Here is a 25,607-nt window from a genome sequence, read left to right as displayed (position 1 = left end):
ACAACTTCAACCACTTGCGCTTCAGATCTCTCATCAGCGGGAGGCGAATTCTACAGTGTTACACGCTGCTGTCAACACCTCTTTTTCAACTTCCTTCGGGCTTCGATGAGCTGAAGCAACCTGCTGCCGAAAACTGCGTAACTCATTGTTTACCAAGGAGTTTTCCGTTTCGACTGCGCCGGAAGTGGGGCGAATTATAGGCTTCCAGAATCTGCCGTCAACACCTAATTTCACAAATCTGTCATATAGGTAAAAAAGCCCCAAAAACAAAAGGCCGACCCATGGGGTCGGCCTTCTTTACCCTTCTACTTACAAGCTAGGGAAAGCGAACTGCGAAGCTTCGTGGCTCGCACGCTGCGGCCAGCGCTGCGTGATGGCCTTACGACGGGTGTAGAAACGCACACCATCCGGACCGTAGGCATGCAGGTCGCCGAACAGCGAACGCTTCCAGCCACCAAAGCTGTGGTAAGCCACCGGTACCGGCAACGGTACGTTGACGCCAACCATGCCGACTTCGATCTCGTCGCAGAACAGGCGCGCCGCCTCCCCGTCACGGGTGAAGATGCAGGTGCCGTTGCCATACTCGTGATCGTTGATCAGTTGCATCGCCTCTTCCAGGCTGTTGACCCGGACGACGCACAGCACCGGCCCAAAGATCTCTTCTTTATAGATGCGCATTTCTGGCGTGACGTTGTCGAACAGGCAGCCACCCAGGAAGAAGCCTTCCTCATGACCGGCCACGGTCAGACCACGACCGTCCACCACCAGTGTCGCGCCAGCCGCTACGCCGTCTTCCACATAACCGCTGACTTTGTCGCGCGCTTGACCTGTGACCAACGGCCCCATGTCCAGGCCACAGTTGGTACCGGCACCGATTTTCAGTGCCTTGATCTGCGGCACCAGCTTGGCCACCAGCGCATCCGCCACCTGGTCACCGACGCACACGGCCACCGAGATCGCCATGCAGCGCTCGCCGCAGGAACCGTAGGCAGCGCCCATCAGTGCGCTGACGGCGTTATCCAGATCCGCGTCCGGCATCAGTACGGCGTGGTTCTTCGCCCCGCCCAGTGCCTGCACGCGCTTACCGCGCTTGGTGCCTTCGCTATAGATATATTCGGCAATCGGCGTAGAACCGACGAAGCTCAGCGCTTTGACTTCCGGCGCTTCGATCAGCGCGTCCACCGCTGTCTTGTCACCGTGCACCACGCTCAGCACCCCTTTGGGCAGGCCGGCTTCCAGCAGCAATTGCGCGATCAGCAGCGTCGAGCTCGGGTCACGCTCGGACGGCTTGAGGATGAAGCAGTTGCCGCAAACGATCGCCAGCGGGTACATCCACAGCGGCACCATGGCCGGGAAGTTGAACGGAGTGATACCAGCCACCACGCCCAACGGCTGGAAGTCCGACCATGCATCGATGTTCGGGCCAACGTTGCGGCTGTATTCGCCCTTGAGGATTTCCGGCGCCGCGCAAGCGAACTCGACGTTCTCGATACCGCGCTTCAGTTCACCAGCGGCGTCTTCCAGAGTCTTGCCGTGTTCTTCGCTGATCAGTTGAGCGATACGCGCTTCGTTCTGCTCCAGCAGTTGCTTGAAGCGGAACATCACCTGGGCACGTTTGGCCGGCGGCGTGTTGCGCCAGGCGGGGAATGCAGCCTTGGCAGCATCGATGGCGCTCTGGATGGTTTCGCGGGTCGCCAGCGGCAACTTGTGGATAGCCTGACCGGTGGACGGGTTGAACACATCAACCGCGCGACCGTTCTCGGTGACCAGTTCGCCATTGATCAAATGCGGAATAACGCTCATGGAAGCTCCTGAAAAAGTTGTCCACAGGCGCGCCGCAATCGGCACGCCTGTTTTTTGTAGGTATACAGAAGGAGAAATCAGTCCATCTTGCCCAGCACTTCGCCAACCGCGTCGAACAGTCGATCCAGGTCCTGCGGCTTGCTGTTGAAGGTTGGGCCGAACTGCAGGGTGTCGCCGCCGAAACGCACGTAGAAACCGGCTTTCCACAGTGCCATGCCCGCTTCGAACGGACGCACGATGGCGTCGCCGTCACGTGGCGCGATCTGGATCGCACCCGCCAGGCCATAGTTACGAATGTCGATGATGTTCTTGGTGCCCTTCAGGCCATGCAGCGCATTTTCGAAATGCGGTGCGACTTCGGCGACGCTCTGTACCAGGTTTTCCTTTTGCAGCAGGTCGAGTGCTGCCAGGCCGGCGGCGCACGCCACCGGGTGTGCGGAATAGGTGTAGCCGTGGGGGAATTCCACCGCGTATTCAGGCGTCGGCTGATTCATGAACGTCTGGTAGATCTCGGAGCTCGCAATGACCGCGCCCATCGGGATCGCACCGTTGGTGACTTGCTTGGCGATGCACATCAGGTCCGGGGTCACGCCGAAGGTATCGGCACCGAACATCGAGCCGGTACGACCGAAACCGGTGATCACTTCGTCGAACACCAGCAGGATGCTGTGCTGATCGCAGATCTCGCGCAGGCGCTTGAGGTAACCCTGCGGCGGAACCAGCACGCCAGCGGAACCGGCCAGAGGCTCGACGAACACCGCCGCGATGTTCGATGCATCATGCAGCTCGATCAGCTTGAGCAGTTCGTCAGCCAGGGCGATACCACCCTGCTCCGGCATGCCACGGGAGAACGCATTGCTGGCTAGCAAGGTGTGTGGCAGGTGATCGACGTCCATCATCGCCTGGCCGAACAGCTTGCGGTTGCCGTTGACGCCACCGAGGCTGGTGCCGGCGATGTTCACACCGTGGTAGCCACGGGCACGACCAATCATCTTGGTCTTGGTCGACTGGCCTTTCAGGCGCCAGTAGGCACGCACCATCTTCACCGCAGTGTCGGCGCACTCGGAACCCGAGTCGGTGAAGAACACGTGGTTCAGGTTGCCCGGAGTCAGGTCGGTGATTTTTTCCGCCAGCTGGAACGACAGCGGGTGGCCGTACTGGAAGCCTGGCGAGTAGTCGAGGGTGCCCAGCTGTTTGGCCACCGCTTCCTGGATTTCCTTGCGGGTATGCCCGGCGCCGCAGGTCCACAGACCGGACAGCGAATCATAAACTTTGCGGCCCTTGTCATCGATCAGCCAGCTGCCTTCTGCGCCAACGATCAAGCGCGGATCGCGCTGGAAGTTACGGTTGGCGGTGTATGGCATCCAGTGAGCGTCGAGCTTGAGCTGGCTGGCCAGAGAAGTCGGGGCGTTTTCAGGCAAGTTCATGGGCGAAACCTCGCAAGGCAATAAGCGGCATAGGAATAGAACCGTTGTTGCAGCTAAATTGCCACGGGGATAAAGTCGGTGAAATCCAACTTTTGTAACCTTCAGTCAGCCAACCACTAAACTATCGAGTAAGAGCATGAGCAGCCGCCGCCCCGATCCACTGGCGCAAGTCAGCGACTTCGATATCCGTCTGCTGCGAATCTTTCGCAGCGTGGTCGAATGCGGTGGGTTCTCAGCGGCGGAAAGTGTGCTCGGCATCGGCCGCTCGGCCATCAGCCAGCAAATGAGCGACCTGGAACAGCGCCTCGGTCTGCGCCTGTGCCAGCGCGGTCGGGCCGGGTTTTCCCTGACCGAGGAAGGCCGTGAGGTCTATCAATCGGCGTTGCAACTATTAAGTGCGCTGGAAAGTTTCCGCACCGAGGTCAACGGCCTGCACCAGCACTTGCGCGGCGAGTTGACCATCGGCCTGACCGACAACCTGGTGACTCTGCCGCACATGCGCATCACCCACGCCCTGGCACAATTGAAGGAACGCGGCCCGGATGTGCAGATTCAGATCCGCATGATCGCGCCCAATGAAGTCGAACAAGGCGTACTCGATGGGCGCCTGCATGTCGGCGTGGTGCCCCAGGCCAGCGCGTTGTCAGGGCTGGAGTATCAGCCGCTGTATAGCGAACGCTCGTTGCTGTATTGCGCGGTTGGCCATCCGCTGTTTTATGTCGATGACAAGCAGCTGGACGACGGGCGCCTGAACAGCCAGGACGCTATCGCCCCGACCTTCCGTTTGCCAGCGGAGATCCAGGCGCATTACCAGGCGCTCAACTGCACCGCCAGCGCGTCGGACCGCGAAGGCATGGCGTTCCTGATCCTGACCGGGCGCTTCATCGGCTACCTGCCAGACCATTACGCGAGCCTCTGGGTGCAGCAAGGCCGCTTACGCGCGCTGAAACCCAAGGCGCGGTTTTATGACTTGAGCCTGGCCTCGGTGACCCGCAAGGGACGTCGCCCGCATCTGGTGCTGGAAAGCTTCCTCGAGAGCCTGGCCGCGACGCGCTGACAGGGGTTTTATCGTACCGGGACTTGTCTGGAACCTGTGGGTGCGTTATCAACGTCATGGCCCGCAACCCCACTTGATCGGAAGTGCCCATGACCTTTGAAGTCCCAGCTCACAGCGGCAAACCCGCCAGCCGCATTCGTCAGAAGAACGAAGAGACCATCATCAAAGCCGCCGAGGACGAGTTCGCCCGTCATGGGTTCAAAGGCACCAGCATGAACACCATTGCCCTGAATGCCGGCTTGCCGAAAGCGAACCTGCATTATTACTTCACTAACAAACTCGGTTTGTATGTGGCGGTGCTTAGCAATATCATCGAGTTGTGGGACAGCACCTTCAATACCCTGACCGCGCAGGACGACCCAGCCGAAGCCCTGACCCGCTACATCCGCGCCAAGATGGAGTTTTCCCGGCGCCAGCCGCAAGCCTCTCGAATCTTCGCCATGGAGGTCATCAGTGGCGGCGAATGCCTGACCGAATATTTCAACCAGGACTATCGCACCTGGTTCCAGGGCCGTGCCGCGGTGTTCCAGGCGTGGATTGACGCTGGCAAAATGGACCCGGTCGACCCCGTGCACCTGATCTTCCTGTTGTGGGGCAGCACCCAGCATTACGCCGACTTCGCCACGCAGATCTGCCGGGTCAGCGGACGCAGCAAGCTGACCAGGCAGGACATGGAAGACGCCGGCAACAACCTGATCCGTATCATTCTCAAAGGCTGCGGCCTGTCACCCTCCCTCTAAGACCACTATGCCTTTTACCCTCAGCGACTTTTGCGAATACCGCGAAGAGATTCGCAAAAGCCGCTTCATCACTTTCGCCGCGCCGATCGGCAGCCCCGCCGAAGCCCAGGCCTTCATCGCCCAACACAGCGATCCGAACGCTACGCACAATTGCTGGGCGTGGAAGCTCGGCGATCAATACCGCAGCACCGACGACGGCGAGCCGGGCGGCACGGCTGGCCGACCGATTCTGGCGGCAATCGATGCACAGGATTGCGATCAGGTCGCCGTACTGGTGATTCGCTGGTATGGCGGCATTCAACTGGGCACCGGTGGACTGGCCCGAGCCTATGGCGGCGGTGCCAACAAATGCCTGCAAGCGGCACCGAAGGTTGAGTTGATCAGTCGGGTGCCGGTGCGATGCGCTTGTGCGTTCGGTGAGCTGGCGTTGGTCAAATTGCGGGTCGCGGAACTCGGTGGACTGGTGGTGCAAGAGGATTTCACGGCCAACGGAGTTGAACTGCAATTGGCGGTTGGCGGTGGGCAGATCGAAACATTGCAATCTCAACTCGCTGATCTGAGTCGTGGGCGGATTTTGTTGCAGCGCTAAAAGATTAAAAGATCGCAGCCTGCGGCAGCTCCTACAGGGGGACGCATAATCCTGTAGGAGCTGCCGCAGGCTGCGATCTTTTGGAGCACTGCGCTTTTCTCGCCTATTCCATAGTTGCCCACATCCGCTGTGCACCCGGCTGTGGATAACCTGAGCACATACCGCTGTAACCCTTCTGTCATGCGGCTTTGCGGGCTTTGTTCATTTTTCGTCCATTTCACCTATAAAATTGCTAAATGCAAATAAAAACAATCAGTTAGGGTGGTTTAGCACTTTTAGAAGATAGCCGCCCCACGCTTATGCCCGACCTTTGAGCTTGCGCACAAATACTGTGGAGCAATCTGTGGATAACCCGTTCATGGCTGGCGCGGCTGCATATCCGGCATGGCTTGCCGTCGAGTGCTCATTTTTTGATCAAGATACCGCGCGCAAAACGGGAGCGGATCAACGGCTGTGCACCTATGTGGTGCCCGGTTTGCGATGACTACCGGCCCGGCCGCGGACACAGTGCCCTGGCACACGGGTGCCAGGCATATTTCCTGACCTGATGGCCAGAAAATTGCTTTATCCACAGGCATGAATTCAATCGAATCGAGCATGCCATGCCCACCGCCGATCCAACGCCCCGTCTGCAACTGAGCAGAATCAGTAAACGCTACCCCGGCTGCCTGGCCAACGATGCCATCGATCTGACCATCGCCCCTGGTGAAATCCACGCCCTGCTCGGCGAAAACGGTGCGGGTAAAAGTACCCTGATGAAAATCATCTACGGCGTCGTCCATGCCGACGCTGGCGAGGTTTTCTGGCATGGACAGCCCGTGAACCTTCGCAACCCGGCCCAGGCTCGCGACTTGGGGATCGGCATGGTGTTCCAGCACTTCTCGCTGTTCGAAACCCTGAGTGTGGCGCAGAACATCGCACTGGCCATGGGTCCGGCGGCAGGCTCGCCCAATCAACTTGAACGCAAGATTGGTGAAATGTCGCAACGCTACGGCATGGCGCTGGAGCCGCAGCGACTGGTCCACAGTCTGTCCATCGGCGAACGGCAACGAGTGGAAATCATCCGCTGCCTGATGCAGGACATTCGCCTGTTGATTCTCGACGAACCGACCTCGGTGTTGACTCCGCAGGAGGCCGAGGACTTGTTCGTGACCCTGCGTCGACTGGCCGCCGAGGGCTGCAGCATTTTGTTCATCAGCCACAAACTCGCCGAAGTGCGCGCGTTGTGCCACAGCGCTACCGTTTTGCGCGGCGGGCGAGTGGCCGGGCATTGCGTACCGGCCGAATACTCGGATCGGCAACTGGCGCGCCTGATGGTTGGCGAAGCGGCGGAATTGATCGCCGATTACACTAAGGTGGCGGGCACCGATGTTTTTTTGAACATACAAGGTTTGTCCTGGCACAACCCGGACCCGTTCGGTTGCTCGCTCAAGACCATCGACCTTGCAGTGCGCAGCGGTGAAATAGTCGGCATCGCCGGTGTCGCCGGCAATGGCCAGGATGAGCTGCTGGCGTTACTCAGCGGCGAAGAACGGCTGAGCCGCGATGACGCTGCAACCATCAGTTTCGGCGGCGAACCGGTCGCGCATTTACGTGCCGATGCCCGTCGCCAACGCGGACTGGCCTTCGTCCCGGCTGAACGATTGGGGCATGGCGCCGTGCCGGATCTGAGCCTGGCGGACAACGCCCTGCTCACCGCATTCCAGCAAGGGCTGGTGAGCAAGGGGCTGATCCAGCGCGGCAAGGTCCAGGCGCTGGCGCAAGAGATCATTCGCCGCTTCGGGGTCAAGGCTCGCGGTCCCCAGGCGCCGGCCCGCAGCCTGTCTGGCGGTAACTTGCAGAAATTCATTCTGGGTCGGGAAATACTTCAACAACCGAAATTGCTGGTGGCCGCGCACCCGACCTGGGGCGTGGATGTCGGCGCGGCTGCAACCATTCACCGTGCGTTGATTGCTCTGCGCGATGCTGGTGCGGCGATCCTGGTGATTTCCGAAGACCTCGACGAATTGTTCCAGATCAGCGACCGCCTCGGTGCCTTGTGCAGCGGACGGTTATCGCCGCTCAAGGCCACCGTCGACACTCGCCTGACCGATGTCGGTGGCTGGATGGCCGGCCAGTTCGACGCCCCTCAATTGCCTGCGTGCGCAACACGTTAACGGAGTTTCACATGCTGCTTTCTCTTGAACCCCGTGGCCAGCAATCGAGCCTGATGCTGTGGTGCTCGCCGTTGTTGGCGGCAGTCCTGACCCTGGGCAGTGGCTCATTGCTGTTTATCGCATTGGGCCACGATCCGTTGCTGACTTTGCACACGCTGTTGATCGCGCCCATCAGCGACCTGTATGGCCTCTCCGAGTGGCTGGTCAAAGCGTTGCCGATCCTACTCTGCGCGTTAGGCCTGGCCGTTGCCTACCAGGCGCGGATCTGGAACATCGGCGCCGAAGGCCAACTGCTGCTCGGCGCCTTGGCCGGCAGCGCGTTGGCGGTGAACTTCATCGAGATGCAAAGCCGCTGGGCACTGGTCCTGATCCTCCTTGCCGGGACCCTGGCCGGCGCTGCGTGGGCGGGGCTGACGGCGTGGTTGCGCACGCGCTTCAACGCCAATGAAATCCTCACCAGCATCATGCTCAATTACATCGCCCTGAACCTGCTGCTGTTTTGCGTTCATGGTCCGCTGAAAGATCCGCAGGGTTTCAACTTTCCGCAGTCGGCGATGTTCGGTGAAGCCAGCCGCTTGCCGCTGTTGATAGAGGACGGCCGGGTTCACGCCGGCGTGTATTTCGCCCTGCTCGCCCTGGTGGCGGTGTGGGTGCTGTTGCACAAAAGCTTTGTCGGATTCCAGATCAAAGTGCTTGGGCTGGACAAGCGCGCGGCCGGTTTCGTCGGCTTTCGCGAAAAGCGCCTGATCTGGCTGGCGCTGTTGATCAGCGGTGGCCTCGCGGGCCTGGCGGGTGCGTGTGAGGTGACCGGGCCGATCGGGCAATTGGTGCCGCAAGTTTCGCCGGGCTACGGCTATGCGGCGATCACCGTGGCGTTTCTCGGGCGGTTGAACCCCCTCGGCATTCTGTTTTCCAGTTTGTTGATGGCGCTGCTGTACATCGGTGGCGAGAGCGCGCAGATGAGCTTGAACCTGCCGCAAGCGATCACCCAATTGTTTCAGGGGATGATGCTGTTTTTCCTGCTGGCCAGTGATGTGCTGATTCTCTACCGACCCCGCTTGAACCTGCGCTGGGCACGCCGCGCACCCGCCACCGCCGTACAACAAGTAGGTGCGCTGTGATGGATATCGATCTGCTGAGCAACATTTTCTACGCCATGGTTCGCTGCGGTACGCCGCTGCTGCTGGTGGCGCTGGGCGAACTGGTCTGCGAGAAAAGCGGCGTACTCAATCTGGGCCAGGAAGGCATGATGCTGTTTGGCGCGGTGATCGGTTTCATCATCGCGTTCAGCACCGGCAACCTGTGGCTTGGCGTATTGCTGGCGATGCTCGCCGGGATGCTGTTGTCATCGTTGTTTGCCCTGGTGGCGCTGGTCTTCAACGCCAACCAGGTGGCCACCGGGCTGGCCCTGACGATTTTCGGCGTGGGACTGTCGACCTTTGTCGGCGCGGCGTGGGTCGGCAAACCGTTAGCGGGCTTCGAGCCAGTGGCGCTCCCTTACTTGAGCGAGATACCGCTGATCGGACGGATGCTGTTCGCCCAGGATCTGCTGGTGTACCTGTCATTCTCGCTGTTTGCGCTGGTGGCCTGGGTGACGCTGCAAACCCGCGTCGGGCTGATCCTCCAGGCGGTCGGCGAAAACCCGGATGCTGCCAGTGCCATGGGCTTGCCGGTGTTGGCCGTACGGGCATTGGCGGTGTTGTTTGGCGGCGCGATGGCCGGGTTGGCCGGTGCGTACCTGTCGCTGGCCTACACACCGATGTGGGCGGAAAACATGAGCGCCGGCCGCGGCTGGATTGCCCTGGCACTGGTGGTATTCGCCAGTTGGCGTGTCTGGCGCTTGCTGCTGGGTGCGTATCTGTTCGGACTCGCCAGCATCCTGCACCTGGTGGCGCAGGGGCTGGGGCTGGCGATTCCATCGAGTTTGCTGGCGATGCTGCCGTATGTGGCGACCATTGTGGTGCTGGTGCTGCTGTCCCGGGACAGGATGCGCACGCGATTGTACGCACCGGTTTCGCTGGGGCAGCCGTGGCAGGCTGGGCATTAGCGCTCGTCTGCACTGGCCTCTTCCCGAGCAGGCTCGGTCCCACATTAGACCGAGCTTTCCTGTGGGAGCGAGCCTGCTCGCGATGGCGTCCGCACAGGCAACACCTGAGCCACGCCCCACGCCAATTCAAACACCAGGAAAACAACCAGCAGCGAACTCGTGCCATGGATCAGGGCATAAGCCTGCCAAGCCGAGAACAGGAATCTGGCCACGGCGTCATACCGCCCATAAATCTGCTGTGGATCACGAATGCGCAGCACCGCCCATACGCAGACTATCGAGCCCAACAGATTCGCCATCAACACGTGCATCGGTTCGAACGGCGGCAACTCGCCTGGCAGATTGACAGCCTGGCTCAAACTCAACAAAAGCCCGTGCACCGCTGCAAAACTCCACGGCGTGACAAACGCGACTGTCACGATCAGGTCGTACCAGGCGCTGCCGCGTACCAGCTGACGATACTGCGTTGAAGTCCACATCGACATTGCTCCATCAATTTCCAGGAGCAACCAGGCTAAAGCCTGGAGTATGCTCCAGGGTCAAGCCCTCGAAGAGACGTGATGATGCGCATCGGTGAATTAGCCCAGGCCAGCGCCGTCAGCCGCGATACGCTGCGATTCTATGAGCAGCGCGGATTGATTGCCGCACAACGCAGCGCCAATGGTTATCGCGACTATCCGGCAGACATGGTGCAACTGGTGCAGTACATCAAGACCGCTCAACGGCTAGGCTTTACCCTCGGCGAGATCGGTGACAGCGTCGCGGCAATCTGGCAGTCCCCCGATCCGGACAGTGCCGTCACACGATTGCTGCAAGACAAGCTCAAACTGATCGAAGCCCGCATGGCCGAACTGGGCGCATTGCGCGATGAGTTGCAACAACGGCTTGGACAGAATTGTCCGTTGAATCCACGTCTCTGAACTTCAAGGAAGCCACACATGTCCAGAACCGCACTGATCATCGGTGCCTCCCGCGGCCTTGGCCTCGGCCTGGTGAAAACCCTGCTTGCCGACGGCTGGCAAGTCACCGCCACAGTACGCAATCCGCAAAACGCCGAGGCCTTGATGGCACTGGGCAACGTGCGGATCGAGAAACTCGACATGGACGATCAGCAAGCGGTGATCGTGCTGAGTCAGCAACTCAAGGACGAAGTGTTTGACCTGCTGTTCGTCAACGCCGGGGTAAAAGGTCCTGAGGTGCAGACGCCAAACGGTGGCGCGACCCTGGCCGAAGTCGGGCAACTGTTCTTCACCAACGCCGTGGCGCCGATCAATCTGGCGCAACGCTTCGTTGGGCACATCCGCCCGGACAGCGGCGTGCTGGCCTTCATGAGCTCGGTACTGGGCAGCGTGACCATGCCCGACGCGCCGGAAATGGCGCTGTACAAGGCCAGCAAGGCTGCACTGAACTCCATGACCAACAGCTTCGTCACTCAGTTGGGCGAAACCAGACTCACCGTGCTGTCGCTGCATCCGGGCTGGGTGAAAACCGACATGGGTGGTGAAGGCGCTGACATCGATGTGGACACCAGCACGCGCGGGCTGGTTGATCAGGTGAATGCGTATGTCGGCATGGGCGGGCATCACTTCATCAACTACAGGGGTGAAACCATTCCCTGGTAACACCCGCAGGTTATGGGTTGCCCTGTCGGGTCGGGCTTGCCCCTGGCGGCGATTTGATCGACACTTCGCAACTCGCCTCCCCGGCGACCCTGGATCAGCAGACAGGGCAACACTGAGCTGGCAACCCTGAACCCAACTTTCAGAGGAGCCGGCCAACATGCCTGCGACCCGTACCTGGTTAAAAAATCCCCTCGCCATTTTCACGGCCAACGATCTCGATGCTCGTGGCGGTCTGGTGCTGCAAGATGGTCTGATCGTCGAAGTGCTTGGCCTCGGCCAACAGCCCTCCACGCCTTGCAATGAAGTGTTCGACGCCCGCGAGCATGTGATCCTGCCGGGGCTGATCAACACCCATCACCACTTCTATCAAACCCTGACCCGCGCCTGGGCGCCAGTGGTCAACCAGCCCTTGTTTCCGTGGCTGAAAACCCTGTACCCGGTCTGGGCACGCCTGACTCCGGAAAAACTCGCCCTCGCGAGCAAAGTCGCTTTGGCCGAACTGCTGTTGTCCGGTTGCACCACGGCCGCCGACCACCACTACCTGTTCCCCGAAGGCCTGGAAAATGCGATCGACGTACAAGTCGAGAGCGTTCGCGAACTGGGCATGCGCGCCATGCTGACGCGCGGCTCCATGAGCCTTGGTGAAAAGGACGGTGGTTTGCCGCCGCAGCAAACCGTACAGGAAGGTGAAGTGATCCTGGCCGATAGCCAGCGCTTGATCGCCGAGTACCACGAACGTGGCGAAGGCGCGCTAATCCAGATCGCCCTGGCGCCCTGCTCACCCTTCTCCGTAACCCCGCAAATCATGTCCGCCAGCGCCGAACTGGCAAATAAACTCGACGTGCGCCTGCACACGCACCTGGCGGAAACCCTCGACGAAGAAGATTTCTGCCTGCAGCGCTTTGGTCTGCGCACCGTCGATTATCTGGACAGCGTCGGCTGGCTCGGTCCGCGTACCTGGCTGGCCCATGGCATCCACTTCAACCCGGACGAGATTGCTCGCCTCGGCGCGGCCGGCACCGGTATCTGCCATTGCCCGAGCTCGAACATGCGCCTGGCCTCCGGTATCTGCCCGACCATCGAGCTGACCGATGCCGGCGCGTTGCTCGGTCTTGGCGTGGACGGTTCTGCGTCCAACGATGCGTCGAACATGATGCTCGAAACCCGTCAGGCGTTGTACATCCAGCGTCTACGCTACGGTGCCGAGAAGATCACTCCAGAGCGCGTACTGGGCTGGGCGACCAAAGGATCGGCCAGTTTGCTCGGACGCAGCGACATAGGTGAAATTGCGGTGGGCAAGCAGGCTGACCTGGCGCTGTTCAAACTTGACGAACTGCGTTTCTCCGGCAGCCACGATCCGGTATCGGCGCTGCTGTTGTGTGGTGCGGATCGAGCTGATCGGGTGATGGTCGGCGGCAAATGGCGAGTGATTGACGGGCAGGTCGAGGGGCTGGACCTGAAGGGGTTGATTGCCGATCACAGTCAGGCGGCGCGGCAGTTGATCGCGGGCACCTGACACAACCCACATTGGTTTTGTGGTGAGGTTAAAGGCCCAGCAGCGACAACATGATGAACGTCGCAAACAGCACAAAGTAAGTCATCCCTTCGATGGCGTTGGTTTCGCCATCGTTGATGATTGTGGGCCTTTTGCCGTGGAGGAGCGGATGAGCTACTGACTTCGAGGCGGCGCTAATGTTTCGTTACACCTTAGCGCACCAGTGGATGGCGCCTCTTCAAGGTCATGCACTTTTTTCGGCCTTGCTGCCCTCATCGCGAGCAGGCTCGCTCCCACAGGTAATCGTGTTTCCATGTGGGAGCGAGCCTGCTCGCGATAGCCATCACGCGGTTTCACTACCATTTGTTGTCCGGTTGGTCAGCCTTTTGCATTGACCCTTTCCACACACAACAAAAGGGAGTTCGAATTCATGCAAATACGTCCGCTGCACAAACTGCTATGCGCCGCCATCGGCCTCGGGATCAGCCTGAGCGCCTCTGCCGCTGACCCGCTGAAAGTAGGCTTCGTCTATATCGGCCCGATCGGTGACCACGGCTGGACGTATCAACATGAACAGGGACGCAAGGCACTGGCGGAAAAGCTCGGCGACCGGATCACCACCAACTATGTGGAAAACGTTGCCGAAGGCGCCGACGCCGAGCGAGTGATCCGCAACATGGCCAAGGACAAGTACGACCTGATCTTCACGACCTCGTTCGGCTACATGAACCCGACACTCAAAGTCGCCAAGCAGTTTCCCAAGGTGACGTTCGAACACGCCACCGGCTACAAGCAGGACAAGAACCTGGGCACCTACCTGGCGCGCACTTATGAAGGTCGCTACGTCGGCGGTTTCCTCGCGGCAAAGATGACCAAGAGCAAAAAGATCGGCTACGTCGCCTCGTTCCCGATCCCGGAAGTGATCCGCGACATCAACGCCATTCAACTGGCCCTGAACAAGTACAACCCCGGCACCGAAATCAAAGTGGTGTGGGTCAACTCCTGGTTCGATCCGGGCAAGGAAGCCGATGCCGCCAACGCGCTGATCGACCAGGGCGTGGACGTGGTGTTCCAGCACACCGACAGCCCGGCGCCGATCCAGACCGCTGAACGTCGCGGCGTGTATGCCGTGGGCTACGCTTCGGACATGGCGCACTTCGGCCCCAAGGCGGTGCTGACCTCCATCGTCAACGATTGGGCGCCGCATTACCTTCAAGCGACCCAAAGCGTGATCGACCACAGCTGGAAAACCCAGGATTACTGGGGCGGTTTGAAGGAAGGCACCGTTGAACTGCCGATCAGCGACCTGGTACCGGCGGCGGTGAAAACCGAAGCCGAGCAGATCATCGCCGACATCAAGAGCGGCGCGCTGCAGCCGTTTACCGGGCCGATCAAGGATCAGGCCGGGGTCGAGAAAATTCCGGCGGGTGTCAGCGCGACGAATACGGAACTGGCGTCGATGAATTATTACGTGGAAGGCATGAAGGCCGATATTCCCAAGTAGTACACCGCCCCCCCTGTAGGAGCTGCCGCAGGCTGCGATCTTTTGATATTGCATTAGATCAAGATCAAAAGATCGCAGCCTGCGGCAGCTCCTACAGGGATTTTCAGCGTTTTCAAGGATTGTGTATGACCAGCCTTCCCATCATCGACATCAGCCCGCTCTTCACCGACGACCAAAGCGCCTGGTCCGCTGTGGCCGGGCAAATCGACCACGCCTGCCGCGAATGGGGCTTCTTCTACATCAAGGGTCACCCGATCAGCGCCGCGCGCATCGATGCCGTGCTCGACCACGCCCAGCGCTTCTTCGCCCAACCCGCCGCCGAAAAGCTCAAGATCGACATCACCCAGACCCGCCACCATCGCGGCTATGGCGCCATCGCCACCGAACAACTCGACCCGAGCAAGCCCAGCGATCTCAAAGAAACCTTCGACATGGGCCTGCACCTGCCACTCGACCATTCCGATGTGCTGGCGGAAAAACCGTTGCGCGGCCCCAACCGCCATCCATCGCTGCCGGGTTGGGAGGCGCTGATGGAGCAGCACTACGTCGACATGCAGGCACTCGCGCAAACCTTGTTGCGGGCAATGACGTTGGCGCTCGGCATCGAGCGGGATTTTTTTGACACGCGCTTTCGTGAGCCGGTCAGCGTATTGCGGATGATTCACTACCCGCCGCGCCACACCGCCAGCTCCCAGGAGCAGCAAGGCGCTGGCGCTCACACCGATTACGGCTGCATCACCCTGCTCTACCAGGATGCCGCCGGTGGCTTGCAAGTCAGGAACGTAAAAGGCGAATGGATCGGTGCCCCGCCGATCGAAGGGACGTTCGTGGTCAACCTCGGTGACATGATGGCGCGCTGGAGCAACGACCGTTACCTGTCGACGCCGCACAGGGTGATCAGCCCGTTGGCCGTGGATCGTTATTCGATGCCCTTCTTTGCCGAGCCGCACCCCGACACCCGCATTGAATGCCTGCCAGGGTGCCAGGATGAGCAGCAGGCGGCGAAATACCCGGCCACCACTTGCGCTCAGTTCCTGCTCTCACGCTTCGCCGATACCTACGCTTATCGACGGGAACAGGAGGCGACGGAATGAACCGCCTGGTCAGGTTTTACCAATTGTTGCAGCGAGCATCTGTAGAATGGCGCCATTGCACCTGATGAGAACAGAATTATGTACGACTGGCTGAACGCCCTGCCCAAGGCAGAACTGCACCTGCACCTTGAAGGCTCGCTGGAGCCCGAGCTGCTTTTTGCCTTGGCCGAACGCAACAAGATCGCCCTGCCGTGGAGCGATGTCGAAACCCTGCGCAAGGCCTACGCCTTCAATAACCTGCAGGAATTCCTCGACCTGTACTACCAGGGCGCCGACGTGCTGCGCACCTCCCAGGACTTCTACGACCTGACCTGGGCTTATCTGTTGCGCTGCAAGGCGCAGAACGTGATTCACACCGAACCGTTCTTCGACCCGCAGACCCACACCGACCGTGGCATTCCATTCGAAGTGGTGCTCAACGGCATCGCTGCAGCGTTGAAGGATGGTGAGCAGCAGCTGGGCATCACCAGCGGTTTGATCCTGAGTTTCCTGCGCCACTTGAGCGAAGAGCAGGCGCAGAAAACCCTCGAGCAGGCGTTGCCATTCCGCGATGCGTTTGTCGCCGTGGGCCTGGACAGCTCCGAGATGGGGCATCCACCGAGCAAATTCCAGCGCGTGTTCGATCGCGCCCGTGGCGAAGGTTTCCTGACTGTCGCCCACGCCGGTGAAGAAGGCCCGCCCGAGTACATCTGGGAAGCCCTCGACCTGCTGAAAATCCAGCGCATCGACCATGGCGTGCGCGCCATCGAAGACGAGCGCTTGATGCAGCGCATCATCGACGAGCAGATTCCGCTGACCGTGTGCCCACTGTCCAACACCAAGCTCTGTGTGTTCGATCACATGTCGCAGCACAATATTCTCGACATGCTCGAGCGTGGCGTGAAAGTGACCGTGAACTCCGATGACCCGGCGTACTTCGGCGGTTACGTCACCGAAAACTTCCATGCCCTGTATACCGATCTGGGCATGACCCAGGACCAAGCCAAACGCCTGGCGCAGAACAGCCTGGATGCCCGATTGGTAAAACCCTGAGACCGCCCGCCTACAGGGCTATTTCAAGCTCGGTCTGTTTGGCGAAACGGTGAAGTTCTTTTTGCCCGGCGGCGGTGAGCTGCAAGGCACGCGAGTCCACGGGCAAGCTCAACCAACCGGACTGCATGAACAGCTGCAACAACGCCGCACCCAAGGCACCGCCCAGGTGCGGGCGTCTTTCGCTCCAGTCGGGACACGCACACGCAACCTTACCGTTGCGATGGGCCAGCGCCTGAATGAAGACACCGCGTGCCGCTAACTGCGTCGCGCCCTTGAGAGTGATCGTGACCCGCTGGTCGAACTGTTCGATCCAGCCCGCCTCCAGCAGGCGCTGGTACAGATCGGCGGCCAGGGTGCCGCCCAAATGGTCGTCACAAAGCCGCGCGCGCAACAACGACGAACCGCTCGGCTGAGGTTTGGCCAAGGGGGCGGCGCGTTTGAAAATATCCGGGATATCCTGCGGGGCGCTGGCGAGCGTGGCGCTGGCCAGGGCTTCGATCGCGGCACCGACTTCGGGAGCCGTCAGGCGGAAGAAACGCTTTCGCCCACGGGCTTCTACTTTCAACAGGCCTCCGGCGGACAACCGCCCCAGATGCGCACTGGCCGAAGACGGTGACAGGCCGGTCATCAATGCCAATTCTTCGGTATGTCGCGCCGAGCCGTCCATCAAGGCCCACATCATTGCGCTGCGCTTTGGGTCAGCCAGTAACGTGGCTATCTGGCTGATGCAAGGTGCATGTTCCATGTATTCACTCCCTGTTCAATCGTTTCGTCCTGCTGCTCAGAGATATCTTGACCCGTCATGTGCCGTCGGCCAAACGTGGAAACGGCCATAAACCGGGTTCGCCATTGCGATCGACGGTGCGTACACGAGGCAAGCGTTAGTATAGGCCGGTTGACCGCCAGATCCTGCCCCCTGCAAACCGCTGAAGGTGATAGTTCCTGAGGGAAATTTCGCTTTTTGCCTGCGACTAATGATCGATGCCCGATAACCCTGGAAAATGACTGCTCAAGCGGGCGCATCGGCTGGCAAGCATTTCCCGCAAAAGGTTCACCGGCTTACTCAATTGTGCGCGATGGGCGCACAACAGATTCAGCGGTGCGCGCTCACAGAGCAGTTCTTTTGATCTGCAAACCGTCAGTCTGAAGGTTGACCGTTGTCACAATCGCGATCGTATTCAGGACTACAATCGAAACCTCTGCGAGACAATTTTTTACTTGAGGAGGTCAGTAATGAAGATCCTGATAAAAGAATTGGCAAAGTCCCAGTGGCAGGTCCGCCTGGATCAACATACCGTCACCTTCCGCAGCGAAGCCGAAGCCCGCGCTTTCACCAATACCCTTGAAGCGCGATTGCACGCCCCTCATCAGATACCCGACCGCCAACAGCGCGCTGTTGGCTGAGTCAGTCCTCAGACCTGGGCTTGCACCAGCGCCCGGGCATTTTGCAAACGCCGGGTGAGCAGCGCCGCGCTCACCACCAGAATCCCGCACAGGCTGATGACCATGGCCATCGGCATGGCGCTGCCGTCGTGCAAAATACCGACCATCGCCGCAGCGCCTGCCGCAACACTGAATTGCAGGCATCCGAGCATGGCCGAGGCACTGCCGGCGCGGGCGCCCTGGCCGTTCATCGCGCAGGCCGAGGCATTGGGAAGGATGCAACCCAGGCTGGCGATGCAGACGAATAATGGAATCAGCAACGGCCAGAGCTGTGCGGTGTGCAGCGCACTGACGGCGAGCAACGCCAGGCCGGCACCGAGGTAAATCCACACTGTGCGTGTCAGCAGGAACGCGGGACCATGCTTGGCCAACAGTCGCGCGTTGACCTGGGCCACAAGAATGAACCCCACCGCGTTGACACCGAAGTACCAGCCAAAATGTTCGGCCGGGACGCCATAGAGCTTGATGAAGATGAACGGCGATCCGGCGATGTAGGAGAACATGCCGGCGATGGCGATACCGCCCGTCATGGCATGGCCGAGGTATACCGGGTCCTTGAGTAAACGTGCGTACTGACGCAACGCCCCGGCCAAGGGTTGGCGTGGCAAATGGGCGGGCATGCTTTCCGGCAATCCCAGTGCCACAGCCAGACCTGCCAAGGCGCTGAAACCGGTCAGCGCCAGGAAGATCGACTGCCAGCCTGTGGTGTTGACCAGCAAGCCGCCGAGCATCGGTGCAAGAATCGGCGCCAGGCCCATCACCAGCATCAGTTGCGAAAAGACTTTTGCCGAGCCCACCGCATCGCATTTATCGCTGACCACCGCCCGCGAGATCACCATCCCTGCGCAACCGCCCAGTGCCTGGATGAACCGCGCGCCGATCAGCCATTCCAGGTTTGGTGCATACGCGCACGCCAACGAAGCGGCGGTAAACAGCCCGACACCGATCAACAACGGAATGCGTCGCCCGAAACGATCTGCCACCGGGCCGTAGGCCAGCTGACCAATGGACAGGCCAAGGAAATACACGGCCAACGTCAGCTGGACGTGTTTTTCGTCGGTGCCGAAGGCGAGCGCCATCGCCGGGAACGCCGGCAGATAGAAATCGATTGCCAGCGGACCGAAAGCGCTCAAGGCGCCAAGAATCAGGATTGTGCGAAAATTCATCAGGCATCCAATGGGACAGAAGTCGGCAGCCCGACAGTCTAGCCGCGCATGGACGCCTTGAACATTAAGTTAGCTCGCTAACTATTAAAAACTCAGGCCAGCTTCACGCTGTAGCCTTCTTCACTGATGAGCTCGATCACCTGCTCGGCGCTCAGTGCACTCTCGACCCCGACTTCCCTGGCCGCCAGATCGACTCGCACACTCGCCGCCGGATCCCTCGCCTGCACAGCCTGGGTGATCGCCTTGACGCAGTGACCGCAGGACATGCCTTCAACGTTGAACACTTGCATGGATGACTCCTTTGATGTGGCGCTTGAATGAGGTGACCTACAGTCTCGAGCTTGCCACCATGGCAAGGTCAAGTTCTGAAGTGACCTGCCGGGCTGGCAATCGGCTTCGCGCTCGGCCAAGCTGCGTTCATCTACGACTTGATCCCAGGAGATTCAGCCATGCGCTGGTCAGTTTTCAGCCTGTTTGGCCTGCTCAGCCTTTTCACCGCCACAGCCTCGGTCAATGCCGCCGGGGAGGATTACGGCGTGCTGATCATTTCCCGCGAGCGCCTGGAAGTCGCCACCCGCTGCGAGATCGGCGTGTACATCCAGGATCAGTTGGCGGCGCGGCTGTTCCAGGAGCAAAGCACCTCGTTCAACTTGCCGGCGGGCAATGTGTCGCTGCGCCTGAAGTTGCTACCGGGCCAGGCGCCGGGGTGCAACCCGGGCATGCTGGCGCCGGGTTCGCAAGACATTCAGCTGAAGGCCGGTGATGTGTTGAAGTACCGGATTGCGATGACGCAGGATGGGATGTATCTCAAGCGCGCAGGGCTCGGCTACTGACCACATCGCCCTGTAGGAGCAAAGCTTGCTCGCGATAGCAGTGTGTCAGGTAGATTGAAGTTGACTGACTCACCGCTATCGCGAGCAAGCTTTGCTCCTACAAAAAGACGGATGGGTGCTTGACCTTGCCAGCATGGCAAGGTTGATCCTGTAGGCATCTTCTACAGGGAGCGTAACCGATGTCCGAATCCACTACTTTCGATCTGCCGATCGCCGGCATGACCTGCGCCAGCTGCGCCGGGCGTGTCGAGCGCGCCTTGAGCAAAGTCATCGGCGCCAGTGCCGTCAGCGTCAACCTGGCCACCGAGCAGGCCCGGGTTCAAGCGCCGGTCGACAGCCTGCCGGACTTGATGGAGGCGGTGCAAAAGGCCGGTTACAGCGTGCCGCAGCACCGCCTGGAGCTAAGCATCGACGGCATGACCTGCGCCTCCTGCGTCGGCCGGGTCGAACGGGCACTGAACAAAGTGCCGGGGGTCAAGAGCGTCAGCGTTAACCTGGCCAATGAACGCGCTCACTTGGAGCTGCTCGGGCAGGTCGATCCGCAAACCTTGATCGGCGCCGTGACCAAGGCCGGATACGCCGCCAGCGTCTGGCAAGACGATCAGCCACACATCGACACGCGGCAAACCCGACTGCACCGCGAGCGCTGGGCCTTGATCGCGGCCATTGCCCTCGCCTTGCCGCTGATTTTGCCGATGTTGCTGCAACCGTTCGGCGTGCACTGGATGCTCCCGGCCTGGTCGCAGTTCGCCTTGGCCACACCGGTGCAATTCATCTTTGGCGCGCGGTTTTATGTGGCCGCCTGGAAAGCCGTGCGTGCCGGTGCTGGCAACATGGATCTGCTGGTCGCTCTGGGCACCAGCGCCGGTTATGGCTTGAGCGTCTACGAATGGGCCACGGCCGCCGGGCGCATGCCGCACCTGTATTTCGAAGCCTCGGCCGTGGTGATTGCCCTGGTGCTGTTGGGCAAGTACCTGGAAAGCCGCGCCAAACGCCAGACCGCCAGCGCCATTCGCGCCCTGGAGGCGCTGCGCCCGGAGCGGGCGATCCAGGTGATCGATGGTCGCGAGCAGGAGGTTGCGATCAGCGCCCTGCGTCTCGATGACCTGGTCATGATCAAGCCCGGCGAACGCTTCCCGGTGGACGGCGAAGTGGTCGACGGCCAGAGCCATGCCGACGAAGCATTGATCAGCGGCGAAAGCCTGCCGGTGCCCAAGCAACCCGGTGACAAGGTCACGGGCGGCGCAATCAATGGCGAAGGCCGGTTGCTGGTGCGCACTCAGGCCCTTGGTGCGGAAACCGTGCTGGCGCGGATCATCCGCCTGGTGGAGGATGCTCAGGCGGCGAAAGCGCCGATCCAGAAACTGGTGGATAGAGTCAGTCAGGTTTTCGTCCCGGTGGTCTTGCTGCTGGCGTTGGCGACCCTGATCGGCTGGTGGCTGTATGGCGCCCCTCTGGAGACCGCGTTGATCAATGCCGTGGCGGTGCTGGTGATCGCCTGCCCATGTGCCCTGGGACTGGCCACGCCAACGGCGATCATGGCCGGCACCGGTGTTGCGGCGCGCTACGGCATTCTGATCAAGGATGCCCAGGCGCTGGAGCGAGCCCATGAAGTCAGCGCCGTAGTGTTCGACAAGACCGGCACGCTGACGTCAGGTACGCCCCGTATCGCCCATCTGAGCGCCCTCGATGGCAACGAAGCCAGCCTGCTGCAATGGGCCGGCGCCCTGCAACGCGGCAGCGAGCATCCGCTGGCCAAGGCCGTGCTGGATGCGTGCGCCGAGCGTGGCCTGGCCGTGGCCGACGTCACTGACAGTCAATCCCTGACCGGTCGAGGCATTTCCGGCACCCTTGAGGCTCGTCGCCTGGCGCTGGGTAATCGTCGCCTGCTGGAAGCAAGTGGCCTGGACGCCGGCGACCTGGCGGGTTCGGCAACCGCGTGGGAAACCGAAGGCCGGACCTTGTCCTGGCTGATCGAGCAAAGCCCTGAGCCAAGGGTGCTGGGCCTGTTCGCCTTCGGTGACACCCTCAAGCCTGGCGCACTGCAAGCGGTGCAGCAACTGAGCGCGCGCAACATCAGCAGTCACCTGCTGACCGGCGACAACCGAGGCAGCGCCAACGTGGTCGCCAAGGCACTGGGCATCCATGACGTGCACGCAGAGGTCCTGCCCGCGGACAAAGCCGCCACCGTCGCTGCGTTGAAGAAAACCGGCGTGGTGGCAATGGTTGGCGACGGCATCAATGATGCGCCAGCGCTGGCCGCGGCTGACATCGGCATCGCCATGGGCGGCGGTACCGATGTGGCCATGCATGCGGCCGGTATTACGTTGATGCATGGCGATCCACGGCGGGTGCCGGCGGCGCTGGAGATCAGTCGCAAAACCTATGCGAAGATCCGGCAGAACCTGTTCTGGGCCTTTGTCTATAACCTGATCGGCATTCCATTGGCCGCCTTCGGCTTCCTCAATCCGGTGCTGGCCGGTGCGGCCATGGCGTTGTCGAGCGTCAGTGTGGTGAGCAATGCGCTACTGTTGAAAACCTGGAAACCCGAGCATCTGGAGGACAACCGATGAATATCGGCCAAGCGGCCCGCCACAGCGGCCTGAGTGCGAAGATGATTCGTTACTACGAGTCCATCGGCCTGCTCAAGGCGGCCCATCGCACCGACAGCGGCTACCGGATGTACGGCGATGACGACCTGCACACACTGGCGTTCATCAAACGCTCACGGGACCTTGGGTTTTCCCTGGAAGAAGTCGGCAAGCTGTTGACCCTCTGGCAGGACCGCCAGCGTGCCAGTGCCGATGTGAAGGCGCTGGCCCGCCAGCATATCGATGAGTTGAACCAGAAGATCCGTGAGCTGGGGCAGTTGCGCGATACGTTGCAGGATCTGGTCGAGCATTGTCAGGGGGATCATCGGCCGGATTGCCCGATTCTCAAGAGTCTTGAATCGGGGTGTTGTGCTGAACCGGTTTCTGCCTGATTGGCAAGCACTTCCCTGTGGGAGCGAGCCTGCTCGCGAAAGCGGACTGTCTGACACACTGATATTGGATGTGCCGACGTCTTCGTCGGAACGCCGCCCGGAGCCGGCTCGCTCCCACATTGGGTTTTGTGTTGCGGACAAAAAACCCGGCCGAAGCCGGGTTTTTCTTTAGCCGATCACTGCATCCACGGTGGAGGCGGTTCTTCAGCCTGCTTGGCGGGAGCGTCGTCAGCCGCACGCGCCGCTTGCTTGCGCTCTTCATCCAGGCGCGCGGCCTCGATCTCGCGCATGATGCCGCCCACATCGGCCAGTTCTTCCGGTTCGTCGAATTCGCCGGTCAGGACGCTGGCAGGATGCAATGTTCCCGCCTCGTACAAAGCCCACATTTCCTTGGCGTACCGGGTCTTTTTCAACTCTGGCGCAAACCGTCCGAAATAGGACGCCATGTTGCCCACGTCCCGCTCCAGCATGCTGAACGCGTGGTTGTTGCCCGCCGCATCAACCGCTTGCGGCAAGTCGATGATCACCGGGCCGGTCGGGGTCAACAGCACGTTGAACTCGGACAGGTCACCGTGCACCAGACCGGTACACAGCATCAGCACGATCTGCGAGATCAGGAACGCGTGATATTCACGCGCCTGGTCCGGCTCCAGCACAACGTCGTTCAGACGCGGCGCGGCATCACCGTACTCGTCGGCCACTAGCTCCATCAGCAGCACGCCTTCGAGGAAGTCATACGGCTTTGGCACCCGCACACCGGCATTGGCCAGGCGGAACAGTGCCGCTACTTCGGCGTTCTGCCAGGCGTCTTCGGTTTCTTTCTTGCCAAACTTGGAGCCCTTGGCCATGGCCCGGGCCTGTCGGCTGTTGCGCACCTTGCGGCCTTCCTGATACTCGGCCGCCTGACGAAAACTGCGTTTATTCGCCTCCTTGTAGACCTTCGCGCAACGTAACTGGTTACCGCAGCGCACCACATAAACAGCTGCTTCTTTACCACTCATGAGTGGGCGCAGCACCTCGTCGACCAGACCGTCCTCGATCAGGGGTTCAATGCGTTTTGGAGTCTTCATCAGCTTTTATTGTGGGTCCTTTATTACCAAACACGCGAAAGTCATTCGTTATACGGCAATCCATCCATTCGGGGGAGGGGGTGCCGACCTATGAACCTTGCAGATGCACACAATGTGCCGCTTTCATTACGAAATCCTGCGCTCGATCACCGGCCGTCCTGGAGCATAGCCGAGCCCGAAACGCTTGTTGTGCGGGGGCTGCATGGGTATTTGTGACAGAAGTTGACCCCTCGACACAACCGTTCGCAGGATTTTTCAGAACAGCCCTCAATTTCCTCCGACAACAGCCGAAGTCCTTAGTGACAAAGTGATTTGTCCGACAATCGTTTCCTTGACAATAACGATACCGCACTCACGGACCCGGGTTGATCGATAACATTTACGGCTGCCAATAACCGCGAGTCATCTGCACTGCGTGGGCCTACAAGAAAATCTGGAGCGCGGATGAACATCAAACAGAAGTTGACCTGGGCGTTTGCAATCATCGCCTGCTTGCCCGTGGTGCTGGTCGCCACCCTTGTCGTGCTGAACTTGCGCAGTGATGCCAAGGACGAATTCGTCGACAACAGCGGTCGCGAAATCCGTCAGGTCAGCAATGCCATGCAACTGTTCTTCGAGGGCATCAGCCAGAACGTCGAATACCTGGCCAGGCAACCGCTGATCACGAACTCCGACGACAGCCTCAAGACCTACATGAATGCCAACGCCGCCAGCATTCCCCAGGGCGAAATGGACAAAAAAGTCTTCGGCTTCCTGCAGGACCTGGGCAACGCCCATCCGTCCTACGCCTACGCCATCCTCGGCACCGCGGCCGGTGGTTACGTGTCGTGGCCGGACGATGCCAAGCTGGCCAACTACGACCCGCGTCAGCGGCCATGGTACAAGGCGGCCCAGGCCAAACCGGGGAAGCCGTTCCGTACCGAAGCCTATTACTGGGCCGAAAATGATACGTCCTACGTCAGCACCGTACGCACCATCGACAACAAGCTGGGTATCAACGGCGGCGTGGTCAGCATCGACGTGTCGCTCAAACAGCTCACCGAACTGGTCAAACAGATCAAGCTCGGCGAAACCGGCTACCTGATGCTGCTGGAAAACTCCGGCACCGTACTGGTCGATCCGAAGCAACCGGAACACAACTTCAAGGCCCTGAGCAGCCTCGGTGAGGGTTATGCGCAACTGGCCAAGGCCGGCAAAGGCCTGGTCGAGGTCGAACTCAATGGCGAGCACTACATGGCCAACGTCTGGCCGTCTGAGCAACTGGGCTGGACCTTCATCGGCCTGATCAAGCAGAGCGATGTGATGAGCACCGCGACCCAACTGACCTGGTTGATCGCGATCATCGCAGCTGTACTGGCGGTAATCTTCGCCATCGTCGGCGCCAGTTTCGCCAGCGTTATCGTGCGTCCCATCCGCAGCGTGGCCGATGGCCTGGAAGGCATCGCCCAGGGTGAAGGCGACCTGACCAAGAACCTGCAAGTGCGTGGCAGCGACGAAACCGCGCAACTGGCCAACTGGTTCAACCAGTTCCTGACCGCGATCCGCA

The 25,607-nt window shown here is 60.4% G+C and carries 23 protein-coding genes and 2 pseudogenes; 17 read left to right on the top strand and 8 right to left on the bottom strand.

Annotated features, from left to right (window positions below):
• Positions 1-309: 309 nt before the first annotated feature.
• Entirely contained in the window at positions 310-1,803 is a 1,494-nt protein-coding gene (locus tag ACA058_RS03235; protein ID WP_090452969.1) for a CoA-acylating methylmalonate-semialdehyde dehydrogenase, read from the bottom strand.
• Positions 1,804-1,880: 77 nt separating this feature from the next.
• A complete protein-coding gene (aptA, locus tag ACA058_RS03230; RefSeq protein WP_497637818.1) occupies positions 1,881-3,230 on the bottom strand; it encodes an omega-aminotransferase AptA in 1,350 nt (449 codons plus the stop codon).
• A gap of 136 nt (positions 3,231-3,366) precedes the next feature.
• Here aptA and ACA058_RS03225 point away from each other — a divergent pair, with 136 nt between their 5' ends.
• From ACA058_RS03225 to ACA058_RS03200, 6 genes are all read left to right on the top strand, one after another.
• Entirely contained in the window at positions 3,367-4,287 is a 921-nt protein-coding gene (locus ACA058_RS03225; RefSeq protein WP_497637817.1) for a LysR family transcriptional regulator, read from the top strand.
• Between the two features lie 89 nt (positions 4,288-4,376).
• A complete protein-coding gene (locus ACA058_RS03220) occupies positions 4,377-5,027 on the top strand; it encodes a TetR/AcrR family transcriptional regulator (RefSeq protein WP_497637816.1) in 651 nt (216 codons plus the stop codon).
• 7 nt (positions 5,028-5,034) lie between these two features.
• Positions 5,035-5,616, top strand: a complete 582-nt coding sequence (locus tag ACA058_RS03215; protein ID WP_497637815.1) for an IMPACT family protein — start codon at positions 5,035-5,037, stop codon at positions 5,614-5,616.
• A gap of 602 nt (positions 5,617-6,218) precedes the next feature.
• A complete protein-coding gene (locus tag ACA058_RS03210) occupies positions 6,219-7,772 on the top strand; it encodes an ABC transporter ATP-binding protein (RefSeq protein WP_497637814.1) in 1,554 nt (517 codons plus the stop codon).
• A gap of 11 nt (positions 7,773-7,783) precedes the next feature.
• Positions 7,784-8,893: an ABC transporter permease gene (locus ACA058_RS03205; RefSeq protein WP_497637813.1), complete on the top strand. Its 1,110-nt coding sequence runs from the start codon at positions 7,784-7,786 to the stop codon at positions 8,891-8,893.
• The gene (locus ACA058_RS03200; protein ID WP_497637812.1) at positions 8,893-9,819 is read left to right on the top strand and encodes an ABC transporter permease; all 927 of its coding nucleotides are present in this window, start codon (positions 8,893-8,895) and stop codon (positions 9,817-9,819) included. Before ACA058_RS03205 ends, ACA058_RS03200 begins: the two co-directional genes overlap by 1 nt.
• A 44-nt stretch (positions 9,820-9,863) precedes the next feature.
• On the opposite strand, the gene ACA058_RS03195 is transcribed toward ACA058_RS03200, so the two are convergent.
• The gene (locus ACA058_RS03195; protein ID WP_497637811.1) at positions 9,864-10,298 is read right to left on the bottom strand and encodes a hypothetical protein; all 435 of its coding nucleotides are present in this window, start codon (positions 10,296-10,298) and stop codon (positions 9,864-9,866) included.
• 84 nt (positions 10,299-10,382) lie between these two features.
• Here ACA058_RS03195 and ACA058_RS03190 point away from each other — a divergent pair, with 84 nt between their 5' ends.
• The 6 genes from ACA058_RS03190 to ACA058_RS03165 all read left to right on the top strand — a co-directional run bounded on the left by ACA058_RS03190 (position 10,383) and on the right by ACA058_RS03165 (position 16,566).
• Entirely contained in the window at positions 10,383-10,739 is a 357-nt protein-coding gene (locus tag ACA058_RS03190) for a MerR family transcriptional regulator (protein WP_497639853.1), read from the top strand.
• 18 nt (positions 10,740-10,757) lie between these two features.
• Positions 10,758-11,441, top strand: a complete 684-nt coding sequence (locus ACA058_RS03185; RefSeq protein WP_497637810.1) for an SDR family oxidoreductase — start codon at positions 10,758-10,760, stop codon at positions 11,439-11,441.
• Positions 11,442-11,598: 157 nt separating this feature from the next.
• Positions 11,599-12,957 (top strand): 8-oxoguanine deaminase, encoded by a 1,359-nt coding sequence (locus tag ACA058_RS03180; protein ID WP_497637809.1) that lies wholly within the window; start codon positions 11,599-11,601, stop codon positions 12,955-12,957.
• Between the two features lie 409 nt (positions 12,958-13,366).
• Positions 13,367-14,440 carry a BMP family ABC transporter substrate-binding protein gene (locus tag ACA058_RS03175; RefSeq protein ID WP_497637808.1) on the top strand — a complete coding sequence of 358 codons (1,074 nt, stop codon included), beginning with the start codon at positions 13,367-13,369 and terminating at the stop codon, positions 14,438-14,440.
• Between the two features lie 125 nt (positions 14,441-14,565).
• Entirely contained in the window at positions 14,566-15,534 is a 969-nt protein-coding gene (locus tag ACA058_RS03170; protein ID WP_497637807.1) for a 2-oxoglutarate and iron-dependent oxygenase domain-containing protein, read from the top strand.
• A 78-nt stretch (positions 15,535-15,612) separates the two neighbouring features.
• The gene (locus tag ACA058_RS03165) at positions 15,613-16,566 is read left to right on the top strand and encodes an adenosine deaminase (RefSeq protein ID WP_497637806.1); all 954 of its coding nucleotides are present in this window, start codon (positions 15,613-15,615) and stop codon (positions 16,564-16,566) included.
• A 10-nt stretch (positions 16,567-16,576) separates the two neighbouring features.
• Here the strand turns inward: ACA058_RS03165 and ACA058_RS03160 are convergent, their stop codons facing one another.
• The gene (locus ACA058_RS03160; RefSeq protein ID WP_497637805.1) at positions 16,577-17,311 is read right to left on the bottom strand and encodes an ArsR/SmtB family transcription factor; all 735 of its coding nucleotides are present in this window, start codon (positions 17,309-17,311) and stop codon (positions 16,577-16,579) included.
• Between the two features lie 226 nt (positions 17,312-17,537).
• Positions 17,538-17,687: pseudogene (locus tag ACA058_RS03155) on the bottom strand (LysR family transcriptional regulator); the annotation flags it as partial.
• Between the two features lie 112 nt (positions 17,688-17,799).
• Here ACA058_RS03155 and ACA058_RS03150 point away from each other — a divergent pair.
• Complete coding sequence (locus tag ACA058_RS03150) at positions 17,800-17,970, top strand: hypothetical protein (RefSeq protein WP_401314022.1); 171 nt, start codon at positions 17,800-17,802, stop codon at positions 17,968-17,970.
• A gap of 8 nt (positions 17,971-17,978) precedes the next feature.
• Here ACA058_RS03150 and ACA058_RS03145 read toward each other — a convergent pair whose 3' ends face one another.
• Together ACA058_RS03145 and ACA058_RS03140 are read right to left on the bottom strand one after the other, a co-directional pair.
• Complete coding sequence (locus tag ACA058_RS03145) at positions 17,979-19,175, bottom strand: multidrug effflux MFS transporter (RefSeq protein ID WP_497637804.1); 1,197 nt, start codon at positions 19,173-19,175, stop codon at positions 17,979-17,981.
• Between the two features lie 92 nt (positions 19,176-19,267).
• The gene (locus tag ACA058_RS03140) at positions 19,268-19,465 is read right to left on the bottom strand and encodes a heavy-metal-associated domain-containing protein (RefSeq protein WP_008066225.1); all 198 of its coding nucleotides are present in this window, start codon (positions 19,463-19,465) and stop codon (positions 19,268-19,270) included.
• A gap of 159 nt (positions 19,466-19,624) precedes the next feature.
• Here ACA058_RS03140 and ACA058_RS03135 point away from each other — a divergent pair, with 159 nt between their 5' ends.
• From ACA058_RS03135 to cueR, 3 genes are all read left to right on the top strand, one after another.
• On the top strand, positions 19,625-20,008 hold the full coding sequence (locus ACA058_RS03135; RefSeq protein WP_497637803.1) for a hypothetical protein: 384 nt from the start codon (positions 19,625-19,627) through the stop codon (positions 20,006-20,008).
• A gap of 179 nt (positions 20,009-20,187) precedes the next feature.
• Positions 20,188-22,581: a heavy metal translocating P-type ATPase gene (locus ACA058_RS03130; RefSeq protein ID WP_497637802.1), complete on the top strand. Its 2,394-nt coding sequence runs from the start codon at positions 20,188-20,190 to the stop codon at positions 22,579-22,581.
• Entirely contained in the window at positions 22,578-22,991 is a 414-nt protein-coding gene (cueR, locus tag ACA058_RS03125) for a Cu(I)-responsive transcriptional regulator (RefSeq protein WP_497637801.1), read from the top strand. Before ACA058_RS03130 ends, cueR begins: the two co-directional genes overlap by 4 nt.
• 176 nt (positions 22,992-23,167) lie before the next feature.
• Here the strand turns inward: cueR and ACA058_RS03120 are convergent, their stop codons facing one another.
• Positions 23,168-24,061, bottom strand: coding sequence for a PA4780 family RIO1-like protein kinase (locus ACA058_RS03120; protein WP_497637800.1), 894 nt, complete (start codon positions 24,059-24,061; stop codon positions 23,168-23,170).
• A gap of 444 nt (positions 24,062-24,505) precedes the next feature.
• Between ACA058_RS03120 and ACA058_RS03115 the strand changes: the two are divergent.
• Positions 24,506-25,594, top strand: a pseudogene (locus ACA058_RS03115) (cache domain-containing protein); the annotation flags it as partial.
• Positions 25,595-25,607 lie beyond the last annotated feature (13 nt).

The organism is Pseudomonas sp. LBUM1649, from assembly GCF_059716155.1.
This window is presented reverse-complemented; position numbering and strand designations above follow the sequence as displayed.